Below are 26,525 nucleotides of genomic sequence, written 5' to 3' on the forward strand. Positions count from 1 at the left end.
ACCCACTCAAGGAGATCTGATCATGTCGGACGCTGTCATTCTTTCAACTGCCCGAACCCCCATCGCCAAGGCGTTCAAGGGCTCTTTCAATAGTCTCAAGTCTCCCAGCATGGCGTCGTTTGCCATTGCGGCTGCCGTAGAGCGGGCAGGGGTCGAACCCGGTGAAATCGAAGACTTGGTGATGGGCACCGCCATGCCTAGTGGTACCGCAGGCTGGAATCTGGGGCGCATGAGCGCATTGGCCGCCGGCTTGCCATTGAGTGTGGCCGGGCAAACTATTGATCGCCAATGCGCTTCGGGCCTGATGGCGATCGCGACCGCGGCCAAACAGATCATTCACGATGGCATGCGGGTGGTCATCGGTGCGGGCCAGGAAAATATCAGCGCCGTGCAATCCAGAAACATGGAGTGGGCGTTCGCTGAACGCGATCCTCGCGTCGAGAAGCATGTCGCTCATGCCTACATGCCCATGTTGCAAACCGCTGAGAGGGTTGCGCAACGTTACGGCATCAGTCGCGACAGTCAGGATGCCTATGCGCTGCAGTCGCAGCAACGGGTCGCCGCAGCGCAGCGCGCCGGCCTGTTCGCCGACGAGATCATTTCGGTGAGCGCTACCAGGACATTTGTCGACAAGATCACGGGCGTTGTCAGCCTTGAGCCCGTCACGCTCAATCTGGACGAAGGTAACCGCCCCAGTACCCGGCTCGAGGACCTGGGTAATCTCAAAGCGGTGGTTGAGGGCGGGAGCATCACAGCCGGCAATGCCAGCCAGTTGTCTGACGGCGCCAGTGCCTGCGTGCTGATGGACGGCCGCTTGGCTGAGCGCCGCAACCTTGAACCCTTGGGTCTGTATCGAGGCATCACCGTGGCCGGGCTCGCACCTGAAGAAATGGGTATCGGGCCTGTGCTGGCAGTGCCAAGGCTGCTCAAGCAGCATGGGCTGCGAGTGGAAGATATCGGCCTGTGGGAGGTGAACGAAGCGTTCGCTTGCCAGGTGATTTATTGCCGGGACAAGCTGGGCATCCCCAACGAACGATTGAATGTCAACGGTGGTGCCATTGCTATTGGCCATCCTTATGGCATGAGTGGTGCCCGAATGGTGGGCCATGCGTTATTGGAAGGGCAACGGCGAGGCGTCAAGTACGTCGTGATTACCATGTGTGTGGGCGGCGGCATGGGTGCCGCTGGCCTGTTCGAGGTGTTGTGATGAGTAACCTGTTTTCATTGCAAGGAAAAGTGGTGCTGGTGACCGGTGCATCCAGCGGTTTGGGCGCGCACTTCGCGCAAGTGGTCAGCTGTGCCGGTGCAAAAGTGGTGCTTGCCGCACGGCGAGAGGAGCGTTTGCACACGTTGGCCGAGCAGTTGCGCGCTCAAGGCGGCGAGGTGATTGCGGTGGCTCTGGATGTCACCTCGCGGGCGAGTGTCGAGGCTGCCTTCGATCGGGCTGAGCAAGCGTTCGGTGTGGTCGATGTGGTCATCAACAATGCCGGTGTAGGAGGCGCGGTCAAAGCGTTGGACGTCAGCGAGCAGGAGTGGAGCACCATGATCTCCACCAATCTCGACGGTGTCTGGCGGGTGGCCCAATGTGCGGCTCAGCGCCTGGCCAAGGCAGGGCGGGGCGGCAGCATCGTCAACATCGCATCTATCCTTGGTGAGCGTGTGGGCACGGGCTTGAGCCACTACTGCGCGGCCAAGGCCGGGGTGTTGCAGTTGACCAAGGCACTGGCACTGGAATTCGCGCGGTATGACATCAGGGTCAACGCCATTGCCCCTGGGTATTTCCAGACTGAAATGAACGACAGCTACTTCGCTTCAGAGAAAGGCCAGGCGTATATCAAGGCGGCGGTGCCGATGCGCAAGCTTGGGCAACTGGAGCAACTGGATGGCCCGTTGCTATTGCTTGCTAGCGCTGCGGGCAGCTTCATGACGGGGGCGACGTTGGCGGTGGATGGAGGGCATCTGGTCAGCTCGCTGTAACCCCTCGCAGTGGTTTGGGCCGCAACGCGGCCCATCGCCAGCTGACGATGCAAGGCGCAGCCTTGCTAGGTCAGACCGAATAGCGCGAAAGGGTTTCACCACCATCGATGCGTACCAGGGCGCCATGGATATAGCTGGAGCGCTCCGAGGCCAGGAACACAGCCAGGTCGGCGACGTCATTGATTTCACCCCAGCGCTTGAGCGGAATGGTTTCGGCGAAGTCATCGACATACCCAGGTTGTTCCATCAGGGCACGGGTTAATGCGGTCTTGGCATACGTTGGGCAGATGCCATTGACGCGAATGCCTTCGTGACCGTATTCAATGGCCAGGCATCGGGTCATGTTGGCCTGTGCAGCCTTGGAGATGTTGTATACCGACTGCCAGGGGTGGCCCTGTAAGCCCGCTGTGGAGACCAAGTTGATGATGTTGCCGCCGCCACCTTGTTGCAGGAAGGCTCTGACAGCTGCTTGGGCTCCGAAGAACGTGCCCTTGACGTTGACGTTCAGGCACAGGTCCAGGTCCGCCTCGGCAAACTCGTGAATGAGTTTGCCATCGCGATAGACACCGGCGTTATTGATCATGATGTCGATGCGCCCGAATCGACGGGTAGCGGCGTCGACGAGGGCTGTCAGGTCTTCGCTACGGGTCACATCGCAACGCTGGTAAAGCGCCTGGCCGCCACGCGCGATAATCAGCTCGGCAGTAGTCAATTCAGGCTGTTTGTCGAAGCCGTCAGGATTGCTGGCCTCCTGAATGTCACCAACCACCAGACATGAGCCTTCCTCAGCCAGTTTCAGCGCAATACCGCGCCCAAGTCCGGTGCTTGCCCCAGTGATCACAACGACCTTCCCAGCCAGTTTCATATCCATCAAAAGCCATCCTCGTTTCTGAAGTACCAATAACGGTGCGTTACAAGCTCGCGCCTAACCCAACGGCGTTTGAAAGCCCTAAGCCCACACCGGTCTTACCTTGCCCAAACCGTGAGGCATGCTTGCCTGCGTTGTTGAGCACGCGGTATTCGCGTGGTGAGCGCCCGGTCCAGCGTTTGAAGGCATGGCGAAAGTTCGCCGCATCGCTGTAGTTGAGTTGTTCTGAAATCGCCTCGGTCGTCATGGGCGTGTTGAGCAAGTAGCGAATGGCCAACTTCTTGCGTACTTCCACCAGCAGCGAGTTATAGGAGGTGCCTAAGGCATCGAGGCGTCGGCGCAGCGTGCGAGGCGACAGGTGCAACTGGTCGGCGATTTCGGACAGTGATGCGATGCATGGGCCGGAACTGAGCAACAGATTCTGGACTTGGTAGCTGATGTCGTATTTCTGGACGATTTCACTCAGTTGCGACTGACAGTTGGCCTTGCAACTGGCGTGAGTGATGGTGTTGGACTGTGGCAGCTTGTTATCGAGCCAATGCGGTGAAAACCGAATGGCGGTGCGCTCGCAGTTGAAACGTACCTCCACACCGAGACTTTCCCGAATGGTCGTTTGCTGGTCAGATGCGGCATCAATGCCCAGGTCAATGCCCTCGCAGCTGAAGTCGCGCCCCAGGATGTCATGAAGCAGCGTTAGCAGCTTTGACACTTCCAGGTAATACCAGAAGGCATTCTCAGGGCTGATCAAGCCGTACTGATCACTGAGCTCAAGCAGGGCCACGCCATTCTCGACGCTCAACTGCAGGCCCATCTTCAGATTGATCAGCAGCCCGAACTGCCGTGCGGTTTCCAGAGCTTCGCGCAAGGTGGCACTGCTGAGCATGGCGAAACCGACAATGCCGTATGAGGTCAGGTGCAGACGCTTGCCGACCTGCAGGCTCAGTAGTGGGTTACTGGCCTTGAGATTGAACGCGGCATGAATCCGCGATTGCTGATTGAGCGAAATCCTGGTCTGCGGGTTGCTTAGGTCAGAAAGCGTCATGGAGCCTGCTGCCAGGCACTCATTCACCAAGTATTCATCCGCATTCACCAAGCTGGCTGCCGCCAGGATCTCCGCGGTGGAAAAAACCTTGTCGTCCAATGTGATAGGTGTCGTTTCGATCAGTCCCATTGTACTGCCCTCACTGATGTAACCAAGCAAAGATGACGGCGTTAAATCGCGCTGGCGCAACGCATCGCTCGCATGGATTTATTCGAGATAACCGGGGGTGGTGTGGGCAGTTCGGGAAGGTCCAATAGCGGCAGGGGATCGTACTGCGACACCAGGCCAATGACGCTGGACTGAAAGAAACCGTTTGAAACGGACGTCACCGGGCTCAGGGCCAACACGGTGACGCTGTGGGTCTTTGACCTCATTTTTTTCTCCTGACCTCGGGGCTATCACGCAGTCCCCTGTTTTTGTTGGTCTATCAGGTAGGAATTGAATTTGGATCAAACCCGGAAATCGCTTTCGCAATTACTAGGTCATGTGACCGATTAAATACGGTCGACCGACCTAGGTCAAGTGACAGATGAATGTCAGTGCGCATAATTTCGATAAAAGGAAGAAGAGAAGAATGCCCAGTCACGCGTAGTGCTGTGCATTTAGGTGGTATCCATACGATCCTGGGGCCGCTGTGCGGCCCATCGTGGGCAAGCCCGCTCCTACAGGACCCTTGCAAAGCCCATGAATCCGGGCCATCCGTGCGGGCTGCAAAGCAGCTCTAAGTGAATAACATGGCCCTATACGCGGAACTGTTGCGTCTTCTGGGTGAGATCGATGGCCAGGCCATCCAGGCTTTCACTGAGTTGAGAGGACTCCCTACCGCCTTTACCGAGGGTAAGGCTCAGGTCGCGGATGGCATTGACGTTGGTATTGATCTCTTCAGCAACCGCACTTTGTTCCTCCGTGGCGGTGGCTATCTGTACATTCATTTCATTGATAGAGCCAACGGCGGTGCTGATCGCGTGCAGAGACTCGACCGCACGGCGTACCTCTTCCACACCTTGGGTAGTCAGCCCCTGGCTGCTATGCATTGCACTGACAACGGTGCGGGTATTGTCTTGCAGCAGTTCGATCACGTGTTGGCTTTCAATCACCGACTCCTGAGTTCGTCGCGCAAGTGTCCGCACCTCATCGGCCACCACGGCAAAACCGCGGCCTGCCTCTCCTGCACGGGCAGCTTCAATGGCTGCGTTCAAGGCCAGCAGGTTTGTCTGTTCAGCGATGCTTCGAATCACATCCAGCACATCGCTGATTTTCGCGCTGCTCAAGGCGAGGCTCTCGACTAGAAGCATGCTGTCGTTCATTTCCGAGGCCAAGGTTTCAATAACCTGGGTGGCGCGGCCCACTTCGCTGCGTGCCCGGCTTGCCGCCTGATCAGTGTCATACGCGGCTTGCGCGGCTGACGCAGTGCTACGTGCGACCTCATGGGCCGTCGCGGCCATTTCATTGGAGGCGGTGGCCACCTGGTCGACTTCGCTTGCCTGTTGCAGCAACTGTTCGTGCGAATGAGTCGCCAGGTGGGAGGCTTGTCTTGCGGCATGTTGGGTTTGCAGCGAAGTTTGCTGAATGTCTCGGATGATCGGTTGCAGCTTGTCAAGAAAACGGTTGAACCAACCGGCCAGCAAGCCCAGCTCGTCCTGTTGCGAGTAACTGATGCGTTGAGTGAGATCGCCGTCGCCAACCGCAATGTCTTGGATCCGCTGGGTGATCGAATGGAGCGGCGCCAACGCGCTGCGAATACTCCATGCGATCAAGATCAACCCGATGAAGGCCAACAACCCTCCTAGTAATACGACATTCAGCGTTGCGGCCTGGCGTTGCTCGGTCAATATCGTGGTCAACGTACGGGCAGGTAACATCAATACTTTCCAGGGCACATCGATCTTCACCGCCCATGCCGCGTTGCCTGGTATAGGATTGAAAGGTACGAGCAACTGGTAATGCTCGCCTCGCCGTGTCGCTTGGGGTTGGGGCGGAAGCTGAGCAGCACTGTAGGTCTTGCCTGTGCCTGGCCATATGTCAGCGCTGTTTTTGCCGCTGGCGTGCGCATCATCGCTTTTTGCTGCGACTACGCCGGTATTGCTGATAATGCTGACTACAACGTTTGCACCATACAGTCCGCCAGCTAGTTCCTGGCTCTGCTTCTGAAGATCGGAAATGTTGATATCGACGACGGTCATGCCAATGACGTTTCCAGCGTCCAGCAGAGGAATGGCCATTGAGATGACGGTCACGGACTGGCCGTTCAGAATATCCTGGTAGGGAGAGGTCAGGCATTGCGCACGCGTCTTCAGCGCACAGGTATACCAGTAGTTGTACGGAGTACCGCTGGCGTCGGGGGTGGTGCGGGTAAACAGCTCTTCCGGATAGACGGCGTATTGCGGTTGGGACGGATCGACCTGGGACCAGTAGCTTGAAAAACGCCCGCTGTCATTGCCGCCGAGTTCGTCCATGCCGATGAATGCGCCATCGTTGCCACCGAGCCGGCCAGGCTCAAATGTGACGAACAGGCCGAGCATTTCGGGGTGCGCGGCCAGCGCTCTATGACTTTGCTCGATGATCTCCTTGCGTACCTCATGTTCCTGCGCACGGCCCGTGGATATCTGAGAGCGCAAGGCCAGCAACTGTCTGTTGAACTCTTGCCCGAATAACAACGCGTCACTGAATTTTTTCTCAATCAGCTGGCGTTGTACGGCGCCGCTAGTGGTCAGTTGGAGGCGCGCACTCTCTTCCAGTAGCGCGCTGCTGCGTTGTTCGACCATTTGATCGGTTCGATTCATTTGATAGAGGTTGGCCGCGATCACCGCGGCCAGACAGAGCAACAGGCAGAGCCCTGTCAAGAAAACGATTTTCAGTTTGATCGACAGGTTCATATGCATGGATCACCGTCAGCAGGTAGGGAAGAGGCGGGGTCAGCCCTTCAGGGTTGCGCCACAATCGTTGCCCAGATAAGTCAGCCTGGCGCCCAGTGTCCTGCACAGTGTCTGAAGCTTCTGATAAGCCTTCAGAGAGCCAGAGCAGAGCAGTTCGCAGTCATGTTGGCCTATCGCATCGGCCTGGCTGTTGAGGCTGACTTCGAGGTAGTCGATCTGTTCGCTGCGGGCCCATTCGCCCATCGACCGGGCCGATGCGGCGGGGCGTGTCTGCGCGGTGTTGAAGCTGATGAGCGCCTTGCCGTGCAGGCCAAAGGTTGCTTCAGGGCTGCACAAGCGTGCATTCATCAACAGTTGATCGGGAAAACAGGTGATCACGACATCGCTGCTGTCGATCGCCTGCTCCAGGTTGCGCAGCAGTTTGAAACCTTCACAAGGCGCTACTTGATTGCCGCGTAGCGGGTCCAGCCCGGCTACTTCGAATCCGTGTCTGGAAAGCGTCCGGGCAATGTTGCTGCCGAAGTGGTCGAGGCCGATGACGGCAATACGCTTGGGTGAGGTGCTCATGGGGGAATCCTGGAGATTATCGACTCACGGATGCATGGCTTTGAACAGCGATGCAATATCCAATTCGCCCATGCCAGCGGCCTGGGCCAGCCTGCAGTAGGTCAGATAGGCGTCGGTGCTGGCGTGGGGGGCGTTTGCACCTTGCAGTGCCTCGAGCACCACTTCCTGGCCTGCGACATGCACATCGACCGACGCTTGCTCGCCGCTGTAGTTGCTGGCTGCGATACGGTCGGCGGCAGTGTTGATGCCGTCTACCAGCATGTCGCTCATGATCGGCGACAGGGCCTTGAAATCCTGAATTGAAATGCCAGCGCATGAAGCGAGTACAGCCCCTTCCAGCCAGGCAGCAAAGGCGCCGAAGTAGAAGGCGTAGAGCGCAAGGTAGGCCGGGGTGCAGGCGGTCGGATCGCTGCCCAGAAACTTCGAGTTGCCTGCCAGCCGTTTCAGGATGTGTTCATGGCTGTGGTAGGCGTCGCTGTTGCCCGAATAGAGGATGGTGGTGTGTTGACCGCCGATGTCCTTGGGGTAGCACATGATGCCGGCGTCGATGTAAAACCCATTGCGGTGTTCCACCAAGCTGGCGATGCGCTGCACATCGTCCACTGTACCGGTGCTCATGTTGACGATAGTTTTGCCGTGCATGTCCAGCAACGGGTCCAGGCGGCTCAATACGTCCTCTGAAGCGGCTTTGTCGATCATGCAAATGATGATCAGGTTGCTTGCCTCGATCGCTTCGTTGGCGCTGCGGACGAGGCTGGCTCCTTCCTGGACCAAGGTCGTCGCGCGCTCAGGACTGCGATTCCAGATGGTTACAGCATGCCCGGATTGCAACAGGGTGCGGGCGAGTACACCGCCCATGGCACCCAGGCCCAGGACGCTGACGGAAGACTTACCAGACGTTGACATGCGCAGTCCTCAAGACTGTAAGACATTGAAAGGTGAGCGCCACGCGCCGACATCAAGAAGATCAGTGCGTGGCGGCAAGAGGTGTAGGTATCAGCGAGGAGGGTTGAGGCCGATGTAGTCGGCAATTTCCTCGTAGTTGACTTGCCACAGACCCGGCAGGCCGTAGAGGTCGGCGGTAAAGGAGCGGAAGCCGAGGATCTGCTGCACGCGCGGTGACAGGGTGCGGACCAGTTCCATATCGACTACGAAAGGGTAGGCTTCCTCAGGGACCAGCCAGCCGAGGTTGAAGGTAAAGGCCACCGCACGGCGGTATTGGTCTGTGGTTATGTTGGCGCCACCGCCGTGGGCGATCTTGCCAGTGAAAAACAGAGCGTCACCGGGTTCAAGTTCCGCGGGGACCGTCATTTCCGGCGTGCCGCGATCATTGTAGTCGGGCCAGTACTGGCTACCAGGAATGATGCGCGTCGCGCCATTTTCTTCAGTGCAGGGGCTCAGTGCGATCAGGAAGTTGCAGATGACGTCCGGGGCTTTGATGCCCATCTCCTTGAACGCCATGTAGTTTTCGAAATCACGGTGCAGCGGTTGGGCTTTGCTGCCCGGGCCGATCTCGATGACTTGCGCGGTCCCCATCCAGTAGGTATCGCACCAGGGGCTCAGAATGGCGTGTGCCAACTGATGAACCTTGTCGTGATCGATGATTTCTTCGCGGAATGTCTTGCTGTGGGTGACCAGGTTGGTCAAGCGTTTGGTATTGGCCCCGTGAAAATCCTGGGCACCTTCGTTGGTCTTGGACGAGCCTGCGGGAATCTTGTCCAGTTCAGGTTGTATTTCCGTGTTGAAGCGAGTGACCTGATCGAGCGTGAGCATGCCTTTGATGATGACCCCGGCATCCTCTTTGAGGATTTTCAGGACTTCTTCTTTCGGGGTGTCGAGAGTGATTTTCTTGAATGCACTGGTCATGACGGAAACCTGTTGAGTATGAGAAGTGATGGGACGGGGCGATGCCGAACAGCGGCTATCGCACCCGGCCGACCGACTAGACGTTGGCGGGTACGCTGTAATCCACCGCAGTCCCGAGCCAGCCATCCCAGCGTTTGGTCCAGTAAAGATTGTGCAGTTGGGTCGTCAGCGCGCCTGGGCCCGCATGGCCGCCCAGTACGGTGTCATCGACGCTGTTGATCGGCATGATCCCGCCGGCAGTAGAGGTGAGGAAGGCTTCGTCGGCATTGATCAACTGTTCGACATGGACACGCTCGACATGGATCGGCATGCCGACATCCTTCGCCAACTCCAGTGTGGTCTTGCGTGTGATGCCTTCTAGGCAGCCGGAGTCCGGCGTGTACAACACCCCGTCCTTGATCAGGAAAATATTGGAGCCTGGGGCTTCGGTCAGATAGCCATTGGCATCACAGAGCACCGACCATTCCTTGTTGGCGGCCTTGGCTTCGAACAACGACAGCTTGAGGTCCATCCAGTGGAAGTTTTTTGCGGTTGGGTCGACGGCTTCGGGTGGGATGCGAATGTATTGCTTGCTGACCAGCAGATCGATGCCGCGCGAGCGCTGTTCATCGTTGGAAAGAAAGACGTAGGGCACGACAAAGGCGTAGAAGCGGTTTTCGAAGGACTGGGGGTTGATCCGGTCTCCACCGACGCGCATGAGCCCACGTGTCACAGCCCACCAGACGTACGCTTCCTTGGCGCCCGCCTGTTTGATCAGGTTGGTGAGGATCTCGGTGGTTTGCGCTTTGCTGTAGGGGTTGGTCAGTTGGAACTTGGCGCAGGCACTCTCGAAGCGCGCAAGGTGGTCTTCCAGGCGAAACAGATAGCCCTTGCTGACGCTGACAACGTCGTAGCAGGCATCGGCCTGGGTAAAGCCCAAGTCTCTCATCGGGATCGCTGCGTTGTCCAAATCCACATAGGTGCCATTGATGAAGGCCGAGCCGTGACCATATTTCGGCTCGTAGGCGACGCGGAGATGGCCCGGGTCGTTCAACATGATGTGTTGTGCCTGGATGATGCTCATCGGTCACTCTCTTAATAGCGAGTTGAGGCCCAAGTTGAGATGGGAGCCGCGCAACGCGCAGGGCCCTTCAGCTGTGTTGCCGGTGAGCCCATGGTAGGGCGGCCATGACGCCATCAAACAGGTGTGCCGGGGCCAAATTTCGACGTCTACGCGGCCACCCTACAACGTGACAGAACCAGGTGCCGGGTATGCCAGCTCGCTGTCCTGCCAGGATGCTTTGTTGGCCATAAATCACCTTTTTCGCTGAGCGACCGATGCCTAGAGTTCCTGGGCAACGCGGCAGAGGCCGTCGACTGTTCATCAGCGAGAAGGAAGTGGCATGAAAGATTCAATGCACTCAACAGCAACGTTCATTGGTCTTGGCCAGATGGGCGCGGCATTGGTCCCGCCTTTTATCGATGCCGGGCTGCAGATCACCGTGTGGAATCGCTCGGCATCCAAGGCTGACGCGTTGGTTGCCATGGGTGCGAAGGCGGCTTGCGACTTTGCCGCTGCGATCCGCGCGTCTGACCTCATCATCGTTTGCCTCGCGGACTACGCCACCAGCGATGCACTGTTTCATCGCGATGAAATCACGCCGCTTCTCAAGGGCAAGACGGTTGTGCAGTTGACCACTGGCGATGGCAAAGAGGCCGAGCAGGGGGCTCGCTGGGCGGCAGAAGTCGGGGCCGACTATCTGGATGGCGCGATCATGGATTACCCGACCAAGGTCGGCGGCCCCGAATGCCTGCTGTTGGTCTCGGGTGACAGTGCCGTGTGGTCCAGGTGCGAGGCGCAAATGAAACTGCTGGGAGGGCGGATGACGTATGTCGGTAGCAAACCTTCGTCGGCCAACTTGCTCGATGGCAGTCTATTGACGATGTACTACGGCAATACTTTCGCGTTGATGCAGAGTGCGGCGATGCTGTTGGCCGAGCAGGTCGATATCAAGGACTTCGAAACAGCCTTGAATGCCTTCAGGCCCGTGATAGACAGCACTTGGAAACGCACCATTGAAGCCATCGAACAGCAGGACTATTCAGGCAATGAAGCCTCTATTCATGTGCATTCGCTAGGTGTGCAGTCGTTGCTCAAACGGGCTAAGGATTCGGGCGTGGAACACCGCTTGCTGCAGCTGTTTTCAGCGTACGTCGACAAGACGGCTGCGCAAGGTCACGAGGCCGATGAGTTACCGGCAGTCTTTGAAGTATTCCGCCGCCCGAGTTGAACGATACCGTCCAGCGGCTGGCCGGCAGGGAGGGGCGCGATGGCCGTAAAAATGTCCCCTTTGCACCTGTTTGGCAGGGTTGCCAGGCTCATAATCGAAGCGTCACGGATGGCGTGGAAGTGACTGGACAGGTCGCGAATGCAGGGATGCTGACACACACAATAAGAACGATTTTCCAGACATCCTGCCCTCTACCGCTTCAGGAGCAGCTCATGCGTGATGCATCCAGCCTTCATCTTCCCGGCGAACATGCCTTTCTGATCGATGAGACGATCGGCGACCTCGACCTTGACCTGGTCAAAAGCCTGATCGCCTTGACCTCTGACGAAAACCTCAAAGACGAAACCAGTTTGCCGACTGGCTCGATCATCCTGACGGCCGTGGGCTGGTTTGTTGCCGGTGTTGTCCTTTGGGCCCTTGTGGGCTTTTCCATCTGATAGAGGTTTGCCATGAGTAATGCAGGTGAAGACGTAAGTGGGCTCATCTCTCGGGAAACCCTGGCAGGGCGTTTGCCAGTGCCGGGTTCTGCGCGGTTATACAACGGATTCGGCACCTTGTTGGGGGCGGCCATTGCGATCGGCGCGGCTAGTTTTAACTACTTGTTCGGTGCATCGATTGCCTACATTGGCAGCACGTCCATCGGTATCCTCGGCTATGTGATCGGTCTGATGATGACACTGGCGCCCATGTACCTGGCGTCGGGGATGTTGAGTTATCGTCATGGTGTCGACCCGGTGGATGCGGCCAAGAGCGTATTGGGCACTCGCGGCTCGTCATTGTTGCTGGTGATGATCCTGATAACTACGTTGGGCTGGTCGTTTGTACTGATCGCCATGACCGGGCAGGCTGCAGGGCGCTTGCAGCAGGTGCTGTTCAACCCTGGCGGCGGCATCGACAATACCTTCGTGGCCGGTGTCTCGATTGCCATGCTGGCGCTGATCTGGCTGTTGCTTAGGAAAGGCCCTGCCATGATCGCCATGCTGACGCGCTTCACGTCACCTGCGATTCTGATCATTGCGGCCGTCTTGTTATACCTCGTGACCCGGGATGTCAGTTTTTCAACGTTACTGCATACCAATGTTGATCCGAAGCTGGCCTACACCACCGATCCATTGTTGCAACTGGCCTACGGCGTAGAGTTTGGTGCCTCCAATGCACTGACGATTGTGCCGTTCTTTGGCGGCATGGCACGTTTGATCCACAAGCGTAAACACCTGGTCACGCCTTGCCTGCTGGGGGCCGGGTTGATTGGTGCGGGCTTCACGACGGCTGTAGGTGCGTTGGCCGCCGTGGCCACAGGCTCCACTGAGCCTGCCGAGTGGGTGGTCAAGACGGCCGGTAATGGTCTGGGTACGTTGATCGTGACGATCCTGCTACTGGCGAACCTGGGCACCTTGATCAGCTTCTTTTACCTGGCCGGGGTTTCAGTCCAGCAGATCAGGTTTTTTGCCAAGTTACGCTGGGACATCATCATCGCGCTGCTGTTGCTTCCAGGCATCGTCGTGGCTTTTGAAACGGAATGGCTGATCGCTCATGTGATGAATTGGCTGGCCTACAACGGGGCGATGTTTGTCGGTATTGCTGCGATCCTGCTCACCGATTACCTGTTGCTGCGTCGCCAGAAAGTCCTGCCGGCCCATCTGTTCGTCAAGACCCGTGAAAGCGCCTACTGGTTTTGGGGTGGGGTGAACTGGGTGGCGATGGGGACCATCGCACTCGGGATATGGACCTATCTGTCGCTGTTCAACCCGATGACATTGGCAGTAGGCGGTTCGTTCCGCTATATCGGCGCAGCCATGCCTTCTTTTGCACTGTGCCTCGTGACGTATTATGTGGCTATGCGCCTGGTGATCGCCTTGAGTGACAAAGGCGGTTATCGTAACGTTGATCAGTTGGCACTGAAGAAGGTCAGTGTGGGCTTGTAGCCCAGCCTTGTAGAACAAGGCCCTGGCTCCCCGCCGGGGCCTTTTGTTTTATGGTGAAGGTCATATGATCTTAAAATAAGGTCGCTTGACCTAAGTCAGGTGTCCTACTTACAATTTGGCTATGTTGGGTAGGACGCCCGGCGCATCTAGGTCCGTGATGTTGCATCGCGGTCTTGCCTGCAGGCATTAGTGAAAGACACGCTTTTGGAGCATTACGCGATGTTGAGTGAAACCACACGGAGCGAGACTTTGTTCGACAGAACGGCCAGCCCCCGTGAAAAAAAACGCGTGCAGCGTATCGAGGACATCATCGAGACCGCCGCCAAGCTGTTCGTGCGTGATGGTTACGCTCAGTTTTCCTCGCGTCGCGTTGCCAATGAGTTGGGTATCAGCCTCAGCAACCTGCAGCACTACTGCGGGACCACCGAAAACCTGTTGCTTTCAATGATCAGGGCAAAAATAGAGGTGTTTGTCACCCGTTTTCACGACATTGCCAATCAGACGTCGCTGACGCCAGAGCAGCGCTTTATCAAAATCATCGATGAAGACATGGTCACGACACTGGACCCCTGGATCGCGTCGTTTTCATTCCAGACGTGGGCGCTGGCCGAACATGACAAGGACGTCAATGAACACCTCAAGCATATATACGGCGAGTTCTGCCGCATCCTGGCCAGCCTGATCAGAGATGTGAACCCTGCGGTGACCCACAGTAAGGCTGATGTCTACGCGACGCTGATCGCTTCGCAAATCGAAGGGTTGTTGCTGTACAACAAGCAGATCGCTGCCGACCAGCAGCACTGGGACGATACACTCGAAACGATGCGCACGATGTGGCTCAACATGATTCGCGTTGGCTGAGTCTTTAGGCCTCTGCGCCCCGTTTTCTGGTCGCTGCGCACCTGTTTCTGATTTCTGACCTGCGTTTATTCTCCCTGCTGAATCAGCATGGGAAGTGAGCATTATGGGAGGAACTCTTGAAGACATCGATCGGCTCGCCACCTTGCATTTCATTGCACTGGTCGACTCGCTGATGATTGAGGCGGGTCATACCACCCAGAGGTTGCTACAGGGCACGGATCTTGAGGTCGAGGAGTTGCAGGCGGGCCTGCGGCTGATAACACCCTCTCAGGAATACACTATCTTGCGCAATGCCCTTGCCTTGTCAGGCAATGCGCATCTTGGCCTGGAGCTGGGCAGTCGGTGTCGATTGGCGGCCTATGGCATCTTCGGTTTCACTCTGCTTTCCAGTAGTGACTTGCGATCAGCATTGGGTTTGCTGTTCGAGTTCCCGTTGCCGCTGGGGACAGGCTTCCAATTGGCCTTGAAGCAAGAGTGTGGTGTGGCAACCCTGAGCGTTACCGACACCTTCGAGGTGGAGGATGAGTTGCGCGGGTTGGCGATCGAGTTTTGCCTGACGGCAGTGCAAAGTCTGATGGCTGATTTACTTTACCAGCCGTTGCCGGTGTTGAGCGTCAATATCAGCTTTCCCGAATTGGCCGATGCGCAGACCTATGAGCGTTACTTCGCCTGCCCGGTGTCGTTCGATTCCTCGCGTCCCAACAGCTTGTCTTTCGATGCCCGCTGGCTCGACCAGCCATTGCCGTGTGCGCATTCTGTTTCCCATGACCAGATGAAGAGGCATTGTTCAGAGCTCAAATCCCACCTGGAAAGCCCTCGTGATTTTCTTGCCAATGTGAGATCCGCTATTGCCACGCAGTTCGAGCCGGCGCCCACTCTGAACAACATTGCCGTGAGCATGGCCTGTTCAAGCAAAACCCTACAGCGTCATTTACGTGCCGCAGGCACCAGTTTTAATGAGCTGCTGGGTGAAGTGCGCTATCAACGCGCTCAAGAGCTGTTGATACGGCAAGTGCCTATTGCACGCATTGCCGAGCACCTGGGCTTCAGCGAGGCTGCTGCTTTCAGGAGGGCTTTTCAGCGCTGGAGCGGGTGCACGCCTTCGCAATATCGCTCGAAGGTCAGGCACTGAAAAAGGTGCGGGTGTTCTCGGTGGCAAGTGTCCCCTAAGATCCCCTTTTTTGACCCGTTTGCGCCTTTAGCCCAACCCCCTCAAACCAGACAATCAATAGCAAGTCGCCATGATTGGCATCACGCAGTGATCGGGAAGAGGGGTAGTTATGAAAGTGTTGGTTCGCAGTGTGGCGGCAGGTGTCGGAGTGCTTTATGCGGGCTCGGGGTTCGCTCTCGACAGCTTTCAAATCGGGGATGTGTTGGTCGAACCCTCGGTGACGGTGGGCGCGGCGTACCTCTATCACAAGAATCAGGCGTTTGGCGGCCGCACCAGCGGTATTGGGCTTGAGGTGGACCGTACCTCCAGCCGTGTTGAAGGCTTTGTTTTGCCCGATGTAAAAGTCACCGGGCCGCAAACCGCGTTCGGGACGGTATTTGGTGGCGTTTCGGCGGTCGGTGCAATGACGCGAGGCGACAGTGACGCTGGTGGATTTACCCATGACGACCCGGAGTCCGTTGGGTTGGAAACGGCCTTTGTCGGCTGGAAAAGTGCGGATTTGTTCCCCTCGCTAGGCAAGGATGCGCTGACGCTGAGCGGCGGTCGTCAGAACTTCATGATCGACAACGGTTTTCTGATCGGTGATGGCCATGCTGACCAAGGCAAGGACGCAGCCGCCTGGATTGGCCCACGCACCGCATTCAAAAATACCCTTATCGCCCAGTTGGATACCGGCAAGATTCATGCGGATGTGTTCGACCTGACGGCCAGCGCTGACCTTGAATACGCTGACTACAAAGAGAACCTGCGCTTGCGCGGCGGCAATTTCGAATGGCGTGACAGCTTGGGTACGCTGGGGGCCACTTATTACCACACGCTGGACGCTGACAACGCAGCACGGGATGGCGTGGATGTGTACGACGTGCGTGCCAAAGGCACGCCATTTACGGCGCTCCCACAAGTCAGCCTGGCTGGTGAGTATGTCTGGCAGAAGGGGGGTGATGCCGACAAGTCCGCTCATGGTTGGTACGCACAAGCCAGCTATGCCTTCACCGACGTGCCATGGACGCCGACGCTGACCTATCGCCGGACTCAGTACTCCGACGACTACGACCCGATGACCTATGGCTATGGCGGTGAGTACGGCACTTGGTACCAAGGTGAGATCGTCGGTGAGTACATGCTGTTCAACAGTAACGTCAATATCGATTTACTCAAGCTGGCCTTGCAGCCACGCGAGAATATCGACTTTGGCGTTATGGGCTATCGCTTCCGTCTGGATAAAGCACCCGAGGGTGTGACCAGCCGCGATTTTGCCAACGAGTTAGATGTGTATGTGAACTGGACAGTGACACCCTCGCTGACGGTCAGTGCCGTGTATGGCATGGCATTGCCCGGCGATGCCGCCAAGCAGATCTACGGTGACAACAACCGTTCCCAACTCTTTGAAACCATTGTGACCTGGAGCTTCTGATTACCTTGAAAGGGGCGTGCGGGCATTTTCTTGAATGGCCCCATCGCTCCTTTTTTTTGTCTGCTACGAACCTGTCAGCTGCGTGCACCTCACCCTACATTCCAGGCGGTTGCACACCACATTTCCAGAGGGCCTCAATCATGTCTACCGCTTCCCTTGTGACTCTGCCGGGTACTGCATCCGTTGAGCACGTCGTCGAGATCATCGAGCGCGATGGCGGCGTTATTATTGCGGACTTTATGGCCAGCGATGTGCTCAGCGAACTCAAGCAGCAGATCGACGCTGCGCTGGATACTTCGAGCTTTGGTCATGAAAACTTTTTCGTCGGCACCTCCACACGTCGCGCTAGTCGGCTGTTCGCGCGCTGTTCGCGCATGGTCGATGTCGTCCTGCATCCCTTGTACCTTGGGGCCGCACGCAAAATCCTGCAAAAGCCCGTATCGGTCTGGTTTGGCCAGCAACGCACCACGGTCACTCCGCAAATCCAGATTGGTATGACTCAAGCCATCCAAATTCATCCAGGCCAGGGCAAGCAACCGCTGCACCGCGATGACACCAGCTTCCTCTGGCGTCATCCCAACTACGGACGCGAAGCACGGCTGCAGATCATGCTGGCGATAACCGAGTTTACCGAAGCCACGGGCGCGACCAAGGTGATCCCCGGCAGCCACAAGTGGGACGATGAGCGCTGCCCTCAACCCGAAGAGGCCGTGAACGCGGAGATGGCTGCAGGTTCCGCGCTTCTGTTCATCGGTTCGACTTACCACGGCGGCGGCACTAACTCCAGCGATGCACCTCGCACGGGCCTGACCATGGGCATCGACCTGGGATGCGTACGCCAGGAAGAAAACCAGTACTTGTCCATACCCTTCGAGACGCTCAAGGGATTGCCTAGCGAAGTGCAGCGCTTGCTTGGCTGGGATGCTGGCGAGAACTTCATGGGATGGGTGGAGCAAGGCGGCAAGATGCTCAGCCCACACACGTTCCTGCAATCCGATGACGTGCTCAAGTCGCTGGGGCTGGTAGAGCAGACCCATTGAGCTGGCTAGACCAGGCTTTGACAAAGGCAACCTGCGGGTTAATGCCAGTCAGTTAAGGTTTCTACAACATTACTGGGGCTGCTTTGCAGCCCTTCGCGAGCAAGCCCGCTTCCACAGGGTTGGCGCTGAGTTCAGAAAATGCGCTATCCCTGGGGGAGCGGGCTTGCCCGCGAAGCGGCCCCAAATTGCTTAACTGACTGGCATTAACCTGCGGGTTGCGTTTTTTACACCTGACGTATTCAGCTGGTCGGCCCCAGGCCGAAAAAAGGCGCCCTAAGGCGCCTGAAGTGTCACCTGAACCGAGGGCAGAGCCAGGTGAGCGGAACAAACCAGTGGAGCGTTGGTAAGGCGCAGGGTCTGTCCCGCCTCGCGTTGAAGCGAGTGGGGCCATTTTAGGGCCTTGTAGAGCACTGAGTAGGTGGAGGTTGGCCAATTCTAGAGCCGCGGTGGCCAGTTTATCCTGTTCTCTATTAAGAATATAATATTGCATATAGAATTATGCGTGATAGCTTGCCAAGCTAGAGGCTTCCTCATAACAAGAAGAACGGTCATTGCTCATGCTCTTTGCACAGAAATTCTCCATTGGCGCCAAGCTTTTGGTCCTGCCCATCTTGTTCGTACTTGCATTATTGGTTGTCTCGGGTGTCGCCTACCACGGGCTGGCCAGGCAGCAGGCAGTGATCGAAGAAATTCAACAGTTGCGCTTCCAGCAATATAGGCAGGTCTTGGAAACCGCGACTGCTCTGCAGGCGGCGATGGTTGGCGCCTATGCCACGGGGGCACGCATTCTTGAATCCGGTGGGCAGACCGAGCTGGAGGAACTGGAATCTTACTTCGAGGATATACGGGCGAGTGTCGACGACATGCGCACTGGCCTTGGCAATGCAGCCCGTGAGACCCGCTTGGGTGACGAGGAAAAGGCACTCTATCGGGCGGTGCAGGAGCAGGCTGCTGTAGTGACCGAGGGACTGGACGATTTTCAGCGCACTGCCTTGAAAGATCAGATTCAGGCTGCTTCGTTGTTGGGACGGGTGCGCGCTGACAGCAACGGCTTGCAAGCGCAGTTCAACCGCCTGTTAGCGCTGCAGGCGCAACTGACCTCTGACGCGTTTGCCGAGGCCGAAGCTTTGCAGCGTCAGGTATCAAAGATGCTAGTAGTGATATCACTGGCCGCCAGTGCTCTGGCGTTGCTGGTCAGTCTTTTGTTACGGGGGCAGATCTTGCGCCCCATCCGGGAAATCGAGCAGGCATCGATTAGGTTGCGAGACGGTGATCTGACGCACCGAGTGCGCGTGATCGGTGGCGACGAGATCGCTCACACTGCGCAGGCGTTCAATGAGCTAATTGACAGTTTCCAGCAGGCGATGCGTCAGGTTGCCGCGGTAGCCGCCTCGGTCAGTGCATCGGCTGAGACGTTGGTAGGCGCCTCGGCGCAGGTGGCCGAGAGCTCCTCGGCACAGACCGGTGCGGTTGGGGTAGTATCGATGACCATCGAGCATATGAGCGCCAGTATTGCCGCCATCTCCAATCATGCCCAGAGCCTGCGAGGTTCGGCCGAGGCTAGCTTGCGAGGCACGCAGGATGGACACCTGGCGCTGTCGCGTCTACTCGAAAACATCGACAGCGTACGCCTGGCATTCTTAGCCATTCGCGGCTCGGTAGGTGCTTTTGTCGAAAGCACCTCGGCGATTACCGCCAGTATCACCCAGGTCAAGGATCTCTCTGCGCAAACCAACTTGCTGGCGCTCAATGCGGCGATCGAAGCGGCGCGGGCAGGTGAAAGTGGGCGCGGTTTCAGTGTGGTAGCAGATGAAGTGCGTCAGTTAGCGCAACGCTCGGCCCAAGCGGCCAATTCAATCAATGAGTTGACAGTTAACCTTGAAGGCCAGTCCGAGGCGGTTGGCGACGCTCTGCGTGCAGGCACTGTGGCGCTGGATGACAGTGGCAGGCTACTGAGTGAACTGGAGAGCACCTTGCAGCAAGCTGCGGACCTAGTTGGGGACTCGACTAGAGGTGTAGACCAGATCGCTGATGCGGTGAGTGTGCAAAGCGAGGGCGGGCGGGGGATCGCGGAGCACATCGAGCACATCGCCCGCATGGCTGGGGAGGGCGATGCGATTACACATCAAGTGTCCGGAGCGGTAGTATCACTCCGTGAGCTTTCGGATGAACTGAGCCTGGCAGTGAGTCGCTTCCGCTTCGAAATCTGATTTTGTGAGGAGCGGCATGCGCCGCTCCCCACAAAATCAGTCAGAGCTAACGGCTACGAATCAGTTGTAGGAACTCTTGGCGAGTGTTGTACGAGTCGCGCATGCATCCGAGCATGACCGAAGTGCTCATTACCGAGTTCTGCTTTTCCACACCACGCATCATCATGCACATATGTTTCGCCTCGATCACCACCGCCACACCGGCGGCATGGGTAACTTCGGCGATCGCTTCGGCAACCTGGCGGGTCAGGTTTTCCTGAATCTGCAGTCTGCGAGCAAACATATCGACGATACGCGCCACCTTCGACAGCCCCAGCACTTTGCCTGTGGGGATATAGGCAACGTGCGCCTTGCCAATGAACGGCAACAGGTGGTGCTCGCACAGCGAATACAATTCGATATCACGGACGATGACCATCTCGTCGTTGTCCGAGTCGAACAGTGCGCCGTTGACTATCTGCTCAAGGCTTTGCTGATAGCCATGGCACAGGTACTGCATGGCTTTCGCCGCGCGCGTTGGCGTGTCCAACAAGCCCTCGCGATGCGGGTTTTCGCCGATGCCCTGCAGAATTTCGCGGTAGTTTCGGGTCAGTTCCTCGTTCATGATTGTCCCTGTTTAGAGTTGAATGATGGAAATCTTGTCGATGGCTTGGCTGGCGTCATGAAACTGTGCAGTCGAGCCATTACGCCATTGCTCCAGTAGCTGCGCTTGACGCTGGTGAGCATGATGTAGAAAGCGCTCTTTTACTGGCCCGTAACCGCGCACGCTGTTTGGCAGCTCCAGCAGCTCACGGGCCAGTTGCAGGTTGTCGCTGCGCAGGCCCGCCAGCACTTCATCCAGAATACTTTCATAGTTACGCAACCAGTCGCGCTCAACCTTGCGCTCATGGGTATGGCCGAACGGGTCGAGCCAGGTGTTGCGTAGGCTCTTGAGTTTGGCCAGCAGCTTGAAGCCTTGCAGCATCCAGGGCCCGTAGCTGCGTTTTTTGGGCTCTTTGCTAATGCGGTTGTCGTTGAGCAGCGGCGGTGCCAAGTGGAAACGCAGGCGGTAGTTGCCTTCGAACATTGACTGGATGTTTGTCAGAAAGTCGCCGTTGCTGAACAGTCGGGCTACCTCATATTCATCTTTGATCGCCAGGACCTTGAAGTAGTGGCGGGCAACGCTTTTGGACAGCTCGTCCGGCTGGCCCAGCAGCCGAGTTTCGGCCTCCATGAACTGCTCCACGCGTTGCCGGTAACGTTGGGCATAGGCGTTATTCTGATATTGCGTCAGGACGCCCATGCGCCGCTTAACCATTTCTTCCAGGTTTTGCGAAAGTATGCGGTCGGCGCTTTGCTTTTTGCCGGCTTCGACAATGCGCAGTACCCGTGGCAAATCGTGGGCACTGCGTCGGCCCCAGGCGAAGGCTGCCAGGTTGAAGGCTACCGCGGTGCCATTCAACTCGATGGCTTGTTCCAGCGCCTCTTCGCCGACCGGCAACCAGCCTTTCTGGTAGGCATAGCCCAGCATGAAGGTATTTGTAGCGATTGAATCGCCCATCAGCGTCGTGGCAATTCTGCTTGCGTCGACAAAGTCCGCCCGCGCTGGGCCAACGGTTTCGGCTATTTGCGCTGACATGCCTCGGGTATGGAATTGCGGGTCAGGGTGGCTGGCCAGATCACCGCTTTGCGCCTGCAGAGCAAAGGTACGCACGAACGCACTGGTAATGCTTTGCTCGCTGTTAACCAGGGCGTGCGTCACACCTTGGCGCAACTTGGATAACGTTTCGGTGTTGGCACTGACAACCAGATCGCAGCCCAACAACAAAGCTGCTTCACCTTCGGCGATCCGCGGGGCGAACAACTGATCCTGGCGGGCAGCGATGCGAATGTGTGACCAGACGGCGCCGCCTTTTTGTGCCATGCCAGCCATGTCGAGGTTGAGCGTACCCTTACCCTCGATAAATGCCGCCATGCCCAGTAAGGCACCGATGGTTACTACACCTGTGCCGCCCACACCGGTCACCAGGATGCTGTATGGCTCTTCGAGGGCGACGACCGAAGGAACGGGCAAGTCCCATTCATCGTCGGCCTTGGCTGCCAGGGCCTGTGGCTTGCGCAGCGTTCCGCCTTCGACGGTGACAAAGCTTGGGCAAAAGCCGTTGAGGCAAGTGAAGTCCTTGTTGCACGAAGATTGGTCGATCTCACGCTTGCGGCCGTACTCTGTGTCCACCGCCACCACCGACATGCAGTTGGACTTGCTGCTGCAGTCGCCACAGCCTTCACATACCGCTTCGTTGATCACCACTCGACGTGCCGGGTCGGGGAACTTACCGCGCTTGCGACGCCTGCGCTTCTCCGCTGCGCAGGTCTGGTCATAAATTATTGCCGACACTCCTTGGAACTGGCGCAATTGCTCCTGGACCTCGTCCATCTTGTCGCGGCGTACTACCGGTACGCCTTGGGCCAGATCAGGAATGCCTTTGTACTTCTCGACATCGTCACTGACCACCACCAGGCGCTGAACGCCTTCTGCAGCCAGTTGGCGGCTGATTTGTGCCACGCTCAGGCTGCCGTCCACCGGCTGTCCGCCTGTCATGGCCACGGCATCGTTGTAGAGAATTTTGTAGGTGATCTGCGCCTTTGCTGCGATGGCGGCACGAATGGCGAGAATGCCGGAGTGGAAGTAGGTACCGTCACCCAGGTTGGCAAAGACATGTTGGGTGGTGGTAAAGGGCGCTTGGCCGATCCAGGCTACTCCTTCGCCACCCATTTGGCTGAAGGTTTGGGTTTGCGGGTAGATCCAGGCGGCCATGTAGTGGCAGCCGATACCGGCCAGCGCGCGGCTACCTTGCGGCACCTTGGTCGAGGTATTGTGCGGACAGCCAGAGCAATAGTGCGGCACGCGCTCCATCAGGTTGCTGAACTGGCCTTTGCAGGCCAATTGTGCCTCCAATAGGGCTAGGCGCATTTGAAGCGAACCGCCTGGGTGCAGACGCAGGATTCGCTTGGCCAGGGCGCGTGCGATCATCGCCGGCGTCAGGTCATTGATAGCCGGCAGCAGCCAATCGGTGTGCGGCAGGCTCCACTCACCCTTGTCGTCGAACTTGCCAACGATGCGCGGACGTACGTCTTCACGCCAATTGTAGAGCTCTTCCTTGAGTTGGTATTCGATCATGTGGCGCTTTTCTTCCACCACCACAATCTCCTCCAGGCCTTCGGCGAACTGGCGTACACCTTCGGCTTCCAGCGGCCAGACCATGCCGACCTTATACAGGCGTAGACCGATTCTCTGCGCCTGTGTCTCGTCGATCCCGAGGATGTTCAGGGCCTGGCACACGTCGAGATAGGACTTTCCAGAAGTGACAATGCCAATTCGGGCATTCGGCGAATCCATGACGATGCGATCGATGCGGTTGGCACGGGCATACGCCAGGGCGGCATACAGCTTATGCTCCAGCAGGCGCTGTTCTTGGGCCAGGGGTGGGTCGGGCCAGCGGATGTTCAGACCGCCTTCGGGCAACGCTATGGTCGGGATTACAGGCTGTACGCGGTGAATGTCGATATCGACGACGGCCGCGCTTTCAACCGTGTCGGCCACAGCCTTGAGGGCGACCCAGCAGCCTGAGTAGCGCGACATGGCCCAACCATGCATGCCGTAGTCGAGGTATTCCTGTACGCCGGAGGGTGCCAACACCGGCATCATCACTGCCTTGAAAATGTGCTCGGTCTGGTGGGGAAGGGAAGAGGAGCGGGCGCCATGGTCATCGCCTGCGATGGCTAATACACCGCCAAATTTTGATGTGCCAGCTGCGTTCGCGTGGCGGAAAACATCACCGCAACGGTCCACGCCGGGGCCCTTGCCGTACCACATGCCGAAGACGCCATCATACATGGCACCTTCGAACAAATTGACCTGCTGCGTACCCCAGATCGAGGTGGCGGCAAGGTCTTCGTTCATACCAGGGTGGAACACTGTGTGGTGTGCTTTGAGGTAGTCACGTGCTTTCCATAGGGCCTGGTCGAAGCCGCCTAGCGGCGAGCCGCGATAGCCGGAAATGAACCCGGCGGTATTCAGACCGTTGGCCCGATCGCGTAGCCGTTGCATCAGGGGCAGGCGCACCAGCGCCTGAATCCCCGTGAGCAGTACATGTCCACTGTGTTGTACGTACTTGTCTTCCAGAGAAACCGGGGTACTCATGTTCATCCTCCAGGCGTTGTTCTTGTATGGCTGCACCGGTAAAGGGCGATGCCTTGTCGAGGCCGACTCTAGAAAGCAGGGGAGCGATCGTAAAATCACAAAAACAGCGGTGAGGTATTGGTGTTTCAAATACCTGCATGGGTCGGCATTGGCGATGCTGTGCAGCTCAAACCGGGGCTGTCGGACTTGGATGCTAATTAAATATGGACAAATAATCAAAAAATGTTCAATTATTGATCGTGAAGACGCTTGAAAATAAAACAGACAAGGGAGAAAGCCATGCGTGCAGCCATCATTTCCGAACGCAATGCCGTGCCACAGATACGTGAGTTCAATGAGCCGCAAGCGCAAGACGGTGCGGTACTGATCGACGTGGACACGGCCGGCCTCGGGGGGTGGGATGTGCTCGGGGCCTACCGCCTGGGTGTCGAATACCCTTGTGTCATTCGTGGTGAGGGCGTGGGACGAGCGCCGGATGGGCGGCGGGTATATTTCGGTGAGCGCTCGGTGCTGCCCTACGGTGCCTGGGCCGAGCGCACTTTGGTGCCGCAAGCCGAAGTGTGGAATGTGCCGGACGACGTGGACGACAAAACCGCGATCAGCATGGGTATCGCCGCTACCGGGGCCATCGTGCCGCTGGAAAAGGCCGAGATCCAGAAGGGCGAAAAGGTCTTGGTGCTCGGCGCCACCGGCACCTTGGGACAGATTGCCCTGCAGCTTGCGCGTGGCATGGGTGCTGGCAAGGTCGTTGGTGCCGCGCGTTCACAGGAGGCACTTGGCCGCCTGAAGTCGCGCGGAATCGCCGACGAGGTCGTTACCCTGGGCGGCAGCGATGATGTTGACGCACTTAAGGAGGCGGCGGCCGGTGGCTTCGATGTGGTACTCGACCTAGTGTGCGGACAACCCTTGCTGACGTCCCTGAAGGCCACCAATTGGGGCGCACGCATTATGACCATTGGCACTGGTGCTGGCCGCCAGCTCAACCTGGATATCGCCGACCTGCTGTTTCGCAGCCTGTCGTGCATCGGGACCGGCCAGCGTCCCCCTGCGGACCGCGAACAGATCTGGCTGCGATTGTTGAAGATCGCCAGGGAACAGCAGATACACGTGGACTACCTAGATTTCACCCTTGACCAGGCCGCAGAGGCTTGGGCTGCTCAGATAGATGGACCGCACGCCAAGATCACGGCCAGGATCCGCCGCTGAAGGCCGCAGCGGCAAGCGGTTTCATTGGTTCTGGCAGTGGGCTCGGCATAGCAGATGATCAAGGGCAAAGACGTTTCCATGCGCCAGCTTCGGTACTTCGTGGCGGCGGCTGATGCGGGTCAATTCTCCCAGGCGGCTCTCAAGGTGCACGTGTCACAGTCGGCCATTACCGCAGCGGTGCAGCATCTGGAAGAGACTATGGGTGTTAGCCTGTTCGACCGCTTGCCCTATGGCGTGACACTGACGGCCGAAGGCAATAAGTTTGCCCAACATGCGCGGCATATCCTCGATACGCTGCAGGACGCCCTGAGCGAGCCGCTGTTCCTCAGCCACTCGACACGGGGAAGCGTGCGTGTGGGGGCTTCCTACACGGTGCTGGGCTACTTCCTGCCAGCGCTGCTTGCACGATTCAAGCGCAGCTATCCGCAGGTGGAGATCGAACTCGTCGACCTAGATCGCCACAGCATCGAGCAGGCCGTTAACAATGGCGATCTCGACCTGGGCCTGGTGATCGTGTCCAACACCCCCAGCCTGCATGTTTTCTCCCACCAGGTGTTGATTCGATCCCGCCGGCAACTCTGGTTGGCCAACCAGCACCCCTTAATGACTGCCTCCTCAATCAACCTCGAAGACGTGGCGCAGCACGCCTACATCCTTGCCACCGTGGACGAAGGTGACAGCTCGACGTTTCGCTACTGGGCGTCTCGTGGGTTGGCCCCCAACGTGGCTTTTCGTACTTCTTCCATGGAGGCGCTGCGCGGCCTGGTCGGCCATGGCTTTGGCGTCACCATTCTTTCCGACATGCTTTACCGAGCCTGGTCTCTGGAGGGTAAGAGGATCGAGGCTCGGCCATTGGCGGATGTCATTCCGCCTATGGAACTGGGTCTGATCTGGCGACCCGACAAGCACTTATCGATATCGGTCCAAGCATTTCGACAGTTCCTGATCATGGCGTGTACGTCGTGAAACCTTGCTGGCCTTGCGCTGTTCCTCAGGCTGCTATGCGAAAAATAAATATAAATGAACAAAAATAAGATAAATGTCTATATTTG

General features: G+C 57.6%; 20 protein-coding genes and 2 pseudogenes. 12 read left to right on the forward strand and 10 right to left on the reverse strand.

The features are described from left to right. Positions 1–22: 22 nt before the first annotated feature. Positions 23–1,207, forward strand: a complete 1,185-nt coding sequence (locus tag AC3B5Q_RS09555; protein WP_441253308.1) for an acetyl-CoA C-acyltransferase — start codon at positions 23–25, stop codon at positions 1,205–1,207. After that, positions 1,207–1,977: an SDR family NAD(P)-dependent oxidoreductase gene (locus tag AC3B5Q_RS09560; RefSeq protein ID WP_104883742.1), complete on the forward strand. Its 771-nt coding sequence runs from the start codon at positions 1,207–1,209 to the stop codon at positions 1,975–1,977. The genes AC3B5Q_RS09555 and AC3B5Q_RS09560 overlap by 1 nt, the downstream gene beginning before the upstream one ends. A 70-nt stretch (positions 1,978–2,047) precedes the next feature. Here AC3B5Q_RS09560 and AC3B5Q_RS09565 read toward each other — a convergent pair whose 3' ends face one another. From AC3B5Q_RS09565 to AC3B5Q_RS09600, 8 genes and pseudogenes are all read right to left on the reverse strand, one after another. Continuing rightward, the gene (locus tag AC3B5Q_RS09565; RefSeq protein ID WP_104883743.1) at positions 2,048–2,848 is read right to left on the reverse strand and encodes an SDR family NAD(P)-dependent oxidoreductase; all 801 of its coding nucleotides are present in this window, start codon (positions 2,846–2,848) and stop codon (positions 2,048–2,050) included. Positions 2,849–2,888: 40 nt separating this feature from the next. After that, positions 2,889–4,076, reverse strand: a complete 1,188-nt coding sequence (locus AC3B5Q_RS09570; RefSeq protein ID WP_158664914.1) for an AraC family transcriptional regulator — start codon at positions 4,074–4,076, stop codon at positions 2,889–2,891. 551 nt (positions 4,077–4,627) lie between these two features. Beyond that, entirely contained in the window at positions 4,628–5,332 is a 705-nt protein-coding gene (locus AC3B5Q_RS09575; protein WP_488393122.1) for a methyl-accepting chemotaxis protein, read from the reverse strand. Positions 5,333–5,485: 153 nt separating this feature from the next. Continuing rightward, positions 5,486–6,769 (reverse strand): annotated as a pseudogene (locus AC3B5Q_RS09580) (PDC sensor domain-containing protein); the annotation flags it as partial. 33 nt (positions 6,770–6,802) lie between these two features. Then, the gene (locus AC3B5Q_RS09585) at positions 6,803–7,330 is read right to left on the reverse strand and encodes an NAD(P)-binding domain-containing protein (RefSeq protein WP_441252841.1); all 528 of its coding nucleotides are present in this window, start codon (positions 7,328–7,330) and stop codon (positions 6,803–6,805) included. Between the two features lie 24 nt (positions 7,331–7,354). Continuing rightward, positions 7,355–8,236 carry an NAD(P)-dependent oxidoreductase gene (locus tag AC3B5Q_RS09590; protein WP_441252840.1) on the reverse strand — a complete coding sequence of 294 codons (882 nt, stop codon included), beginning with the start codon at positions 8,234–8,236 and terminating at the stop codon, positions 7,355–7,357. 90 nt (positions 8,237–8,326) lie between these two features. Next, on the reverse strand, positions 8,327–9,196 hold the full coding sequence (locus tag AC3B5Q_RS09595; RefSeq protein WP_104883749.1) for a phytanoyl-CoA dioxygenase family protein: 870 nt from the start codon (positions 9,194–9,196) through the stop codon (positions 8,327–8,329). Between the two features lie 76 nt (positions 9,197–9,272). After that, positions 9,273–10,259: an aminotransferase class IV gene (locus AC3B5Q_RS09600; protein ID WP_441252839.1), complete on the reverse strand. Its 987-nt coding sequence runs from the start codon at positions 10,257–10,259 to the stop codon at positions 9,273–9,275. A gap of 301 nt (positions 10,260–10,560) precedes the next feature. Here AC3B5Q_RS09600 and AC3B5Q_RS09605 point away from each other — a divergent pair. From AC3B5Q_RS09605 to AC3B5Q_RS09640, 8 genes and pseudogenes are all read left to right on the forward strand, one after another. After that, positions 10,561–11,466, forward strand: a pseudogene (locus AC3B5Q_RS09605) (NAD(P)-dependent oxidoreductase); the annotation flags it as partial. 212 nt (positions 11,467–11,678) lie between these two features. Next, positions 11,679–11,903 carry a hypothetical protein gene (locus AC3B5Q_RS09610; RefSeq protein WP_104883752.1) on the forward strand — a complete coding sequence of 75 codons (225 nt, stop codon included), beginning with the start codon at positions 11,679–11,681 and terminating at the stop codon, positions 11,901–11,903. Positions 11,904–11,915: 12 nt separating this feature from the next. Beyond that, a complete protein-coding gene (locus AC3B5Q_RS09615) occupies positions 11,916–13,391 on the forward strand; it encodes a cytosine permease (RefSeq protein ID WP_104883753.1) in 1,476 nt (491 codons plus the stop codon). Positions 13,392–13,580: 189 nt separating this feature from the next. Beyond that, on the forward strand, positions 13,581–14,252 hold the full coding sequence (locus AC3B5Q_RS09620; protein WP_488393040.1) for a TetR/AcrR family transcriptional regulator: 672 nt from the start codon (positions 13,581–13,583) through the stop codon (positions 14,250–14,252). Positions 14,253–14,355: 103 nt separating this feature from the next. Further along, positions 14,356–15,384 (forward strand): AraC family transcriptional regulator, encoded by a 1,029-nt coding sequence (locus AC3B5Q_RS09625; protein ID WP_441252837.1) that lies wholly within the window; start codon positions 14,356–14,358, stop codon positions 15,382–15,384. 148 nt (positions 15,385–15,532) lie between these two features. After that, complete coding sequence (locus AC3B5Q_RS09630) at positions 15,533–16,837, forward strand: alginate export family protein (protein ID WP_104883756.1); 1,305 nt, start codon at positions 15,533–15,535, stop codon at positions 16,835–16,837. A 140-nt stretch (positions 16,838–16,977) separates the two neighbouring features. Continuing rightward, positions 16,978–17,877: a phytanoyl-CoA dioxygenase family protein gene (locus AC3B5Q_RS09635; RefSeq protein WP_441252836.1), complete on the forward strand. Its 900-nt coding sequence runs from the start codon at positions 16,978–16,980 to the stop codon at positions 17,875–17,877. Positions 17,878–18,434: 557 nt separating this feature from the next. Beyond that, positions 18,435–20,087, forward strand: coding sequence for a methyl-accepting chemotaxis protein (locus tag AC3B5Q_RS09640; RefSeq protein WP_441252835.1), 1,653 nt, complete (start codon positions 18,435–18,437; stop codon positions 20,085–20,087). Positions 20,088–20,133: 46 nt separating this feature from the next. On the opposite strand, the gene folE is transcribed toward AC3B5Q_RS09640, so the two are convergent. Both folE and AC3B5Q_RS09650 read right to left on the reverse strand, forming a co-directional pair. Further along, positions 20,134–20,691: a GTP cyclohydrolase I FolE gene (folE, locus tag AC3B5Q_RS09645; RefSeq protein WP_104883758.1), complete on the reverse strand. Its 558-nt coding sequence runs from the start codon at positions 20,689–20,691 to the stop codon at positions 20,134–20,136. A 12-nt stretch (positions 20,692–20,703) separates the two neighbouring features. After that, positions 20,704–24,267, reverse strand: coding sequence for an indolepyruvate ferredoxin oxidoreductase family protein (locus AC3B5Q_RS09650; protein WP_488393041.1), 3,564 nt, complete (start codon positions 24,265–24,267; stop codon positions 20,704–20,706). A 279-nt stretch (positions 24,268–24,546) separates the two neighbouring features. Between AC3B5Q_RS09650 and AC3B5Q_RS09655 the strand changes: the two genes are divergently transcribed. Next, complete coding sequence (locus tag AC3B5Q_RS09655) at positions 24,547–25,473, forward strand: quinone oxidoreductase family protein (RefSeq protein ID WP_488393042.1); 927 nt, start codon at positions 24,547–24,549, stop codon at positions 25,471–25,473. A 54-nt stretch (positions 25,474–25,527) separates the two neighbouring features. Then, entirely contained in the window at positions 25,528–26,439 is a 912-nt protein-coding gene (locus tag AC3B5Q_RS09660) for a LysR family transcriptional regulator (protein ID WP_488393043.1), read from the forward strand. The last annotated feature ends 86 nt before the right edge of the window (positions 26,440–26,525 follow it).

It is taken from the genome of Pseudomonas sp. D5(2026), assembly GCF_057766845.1.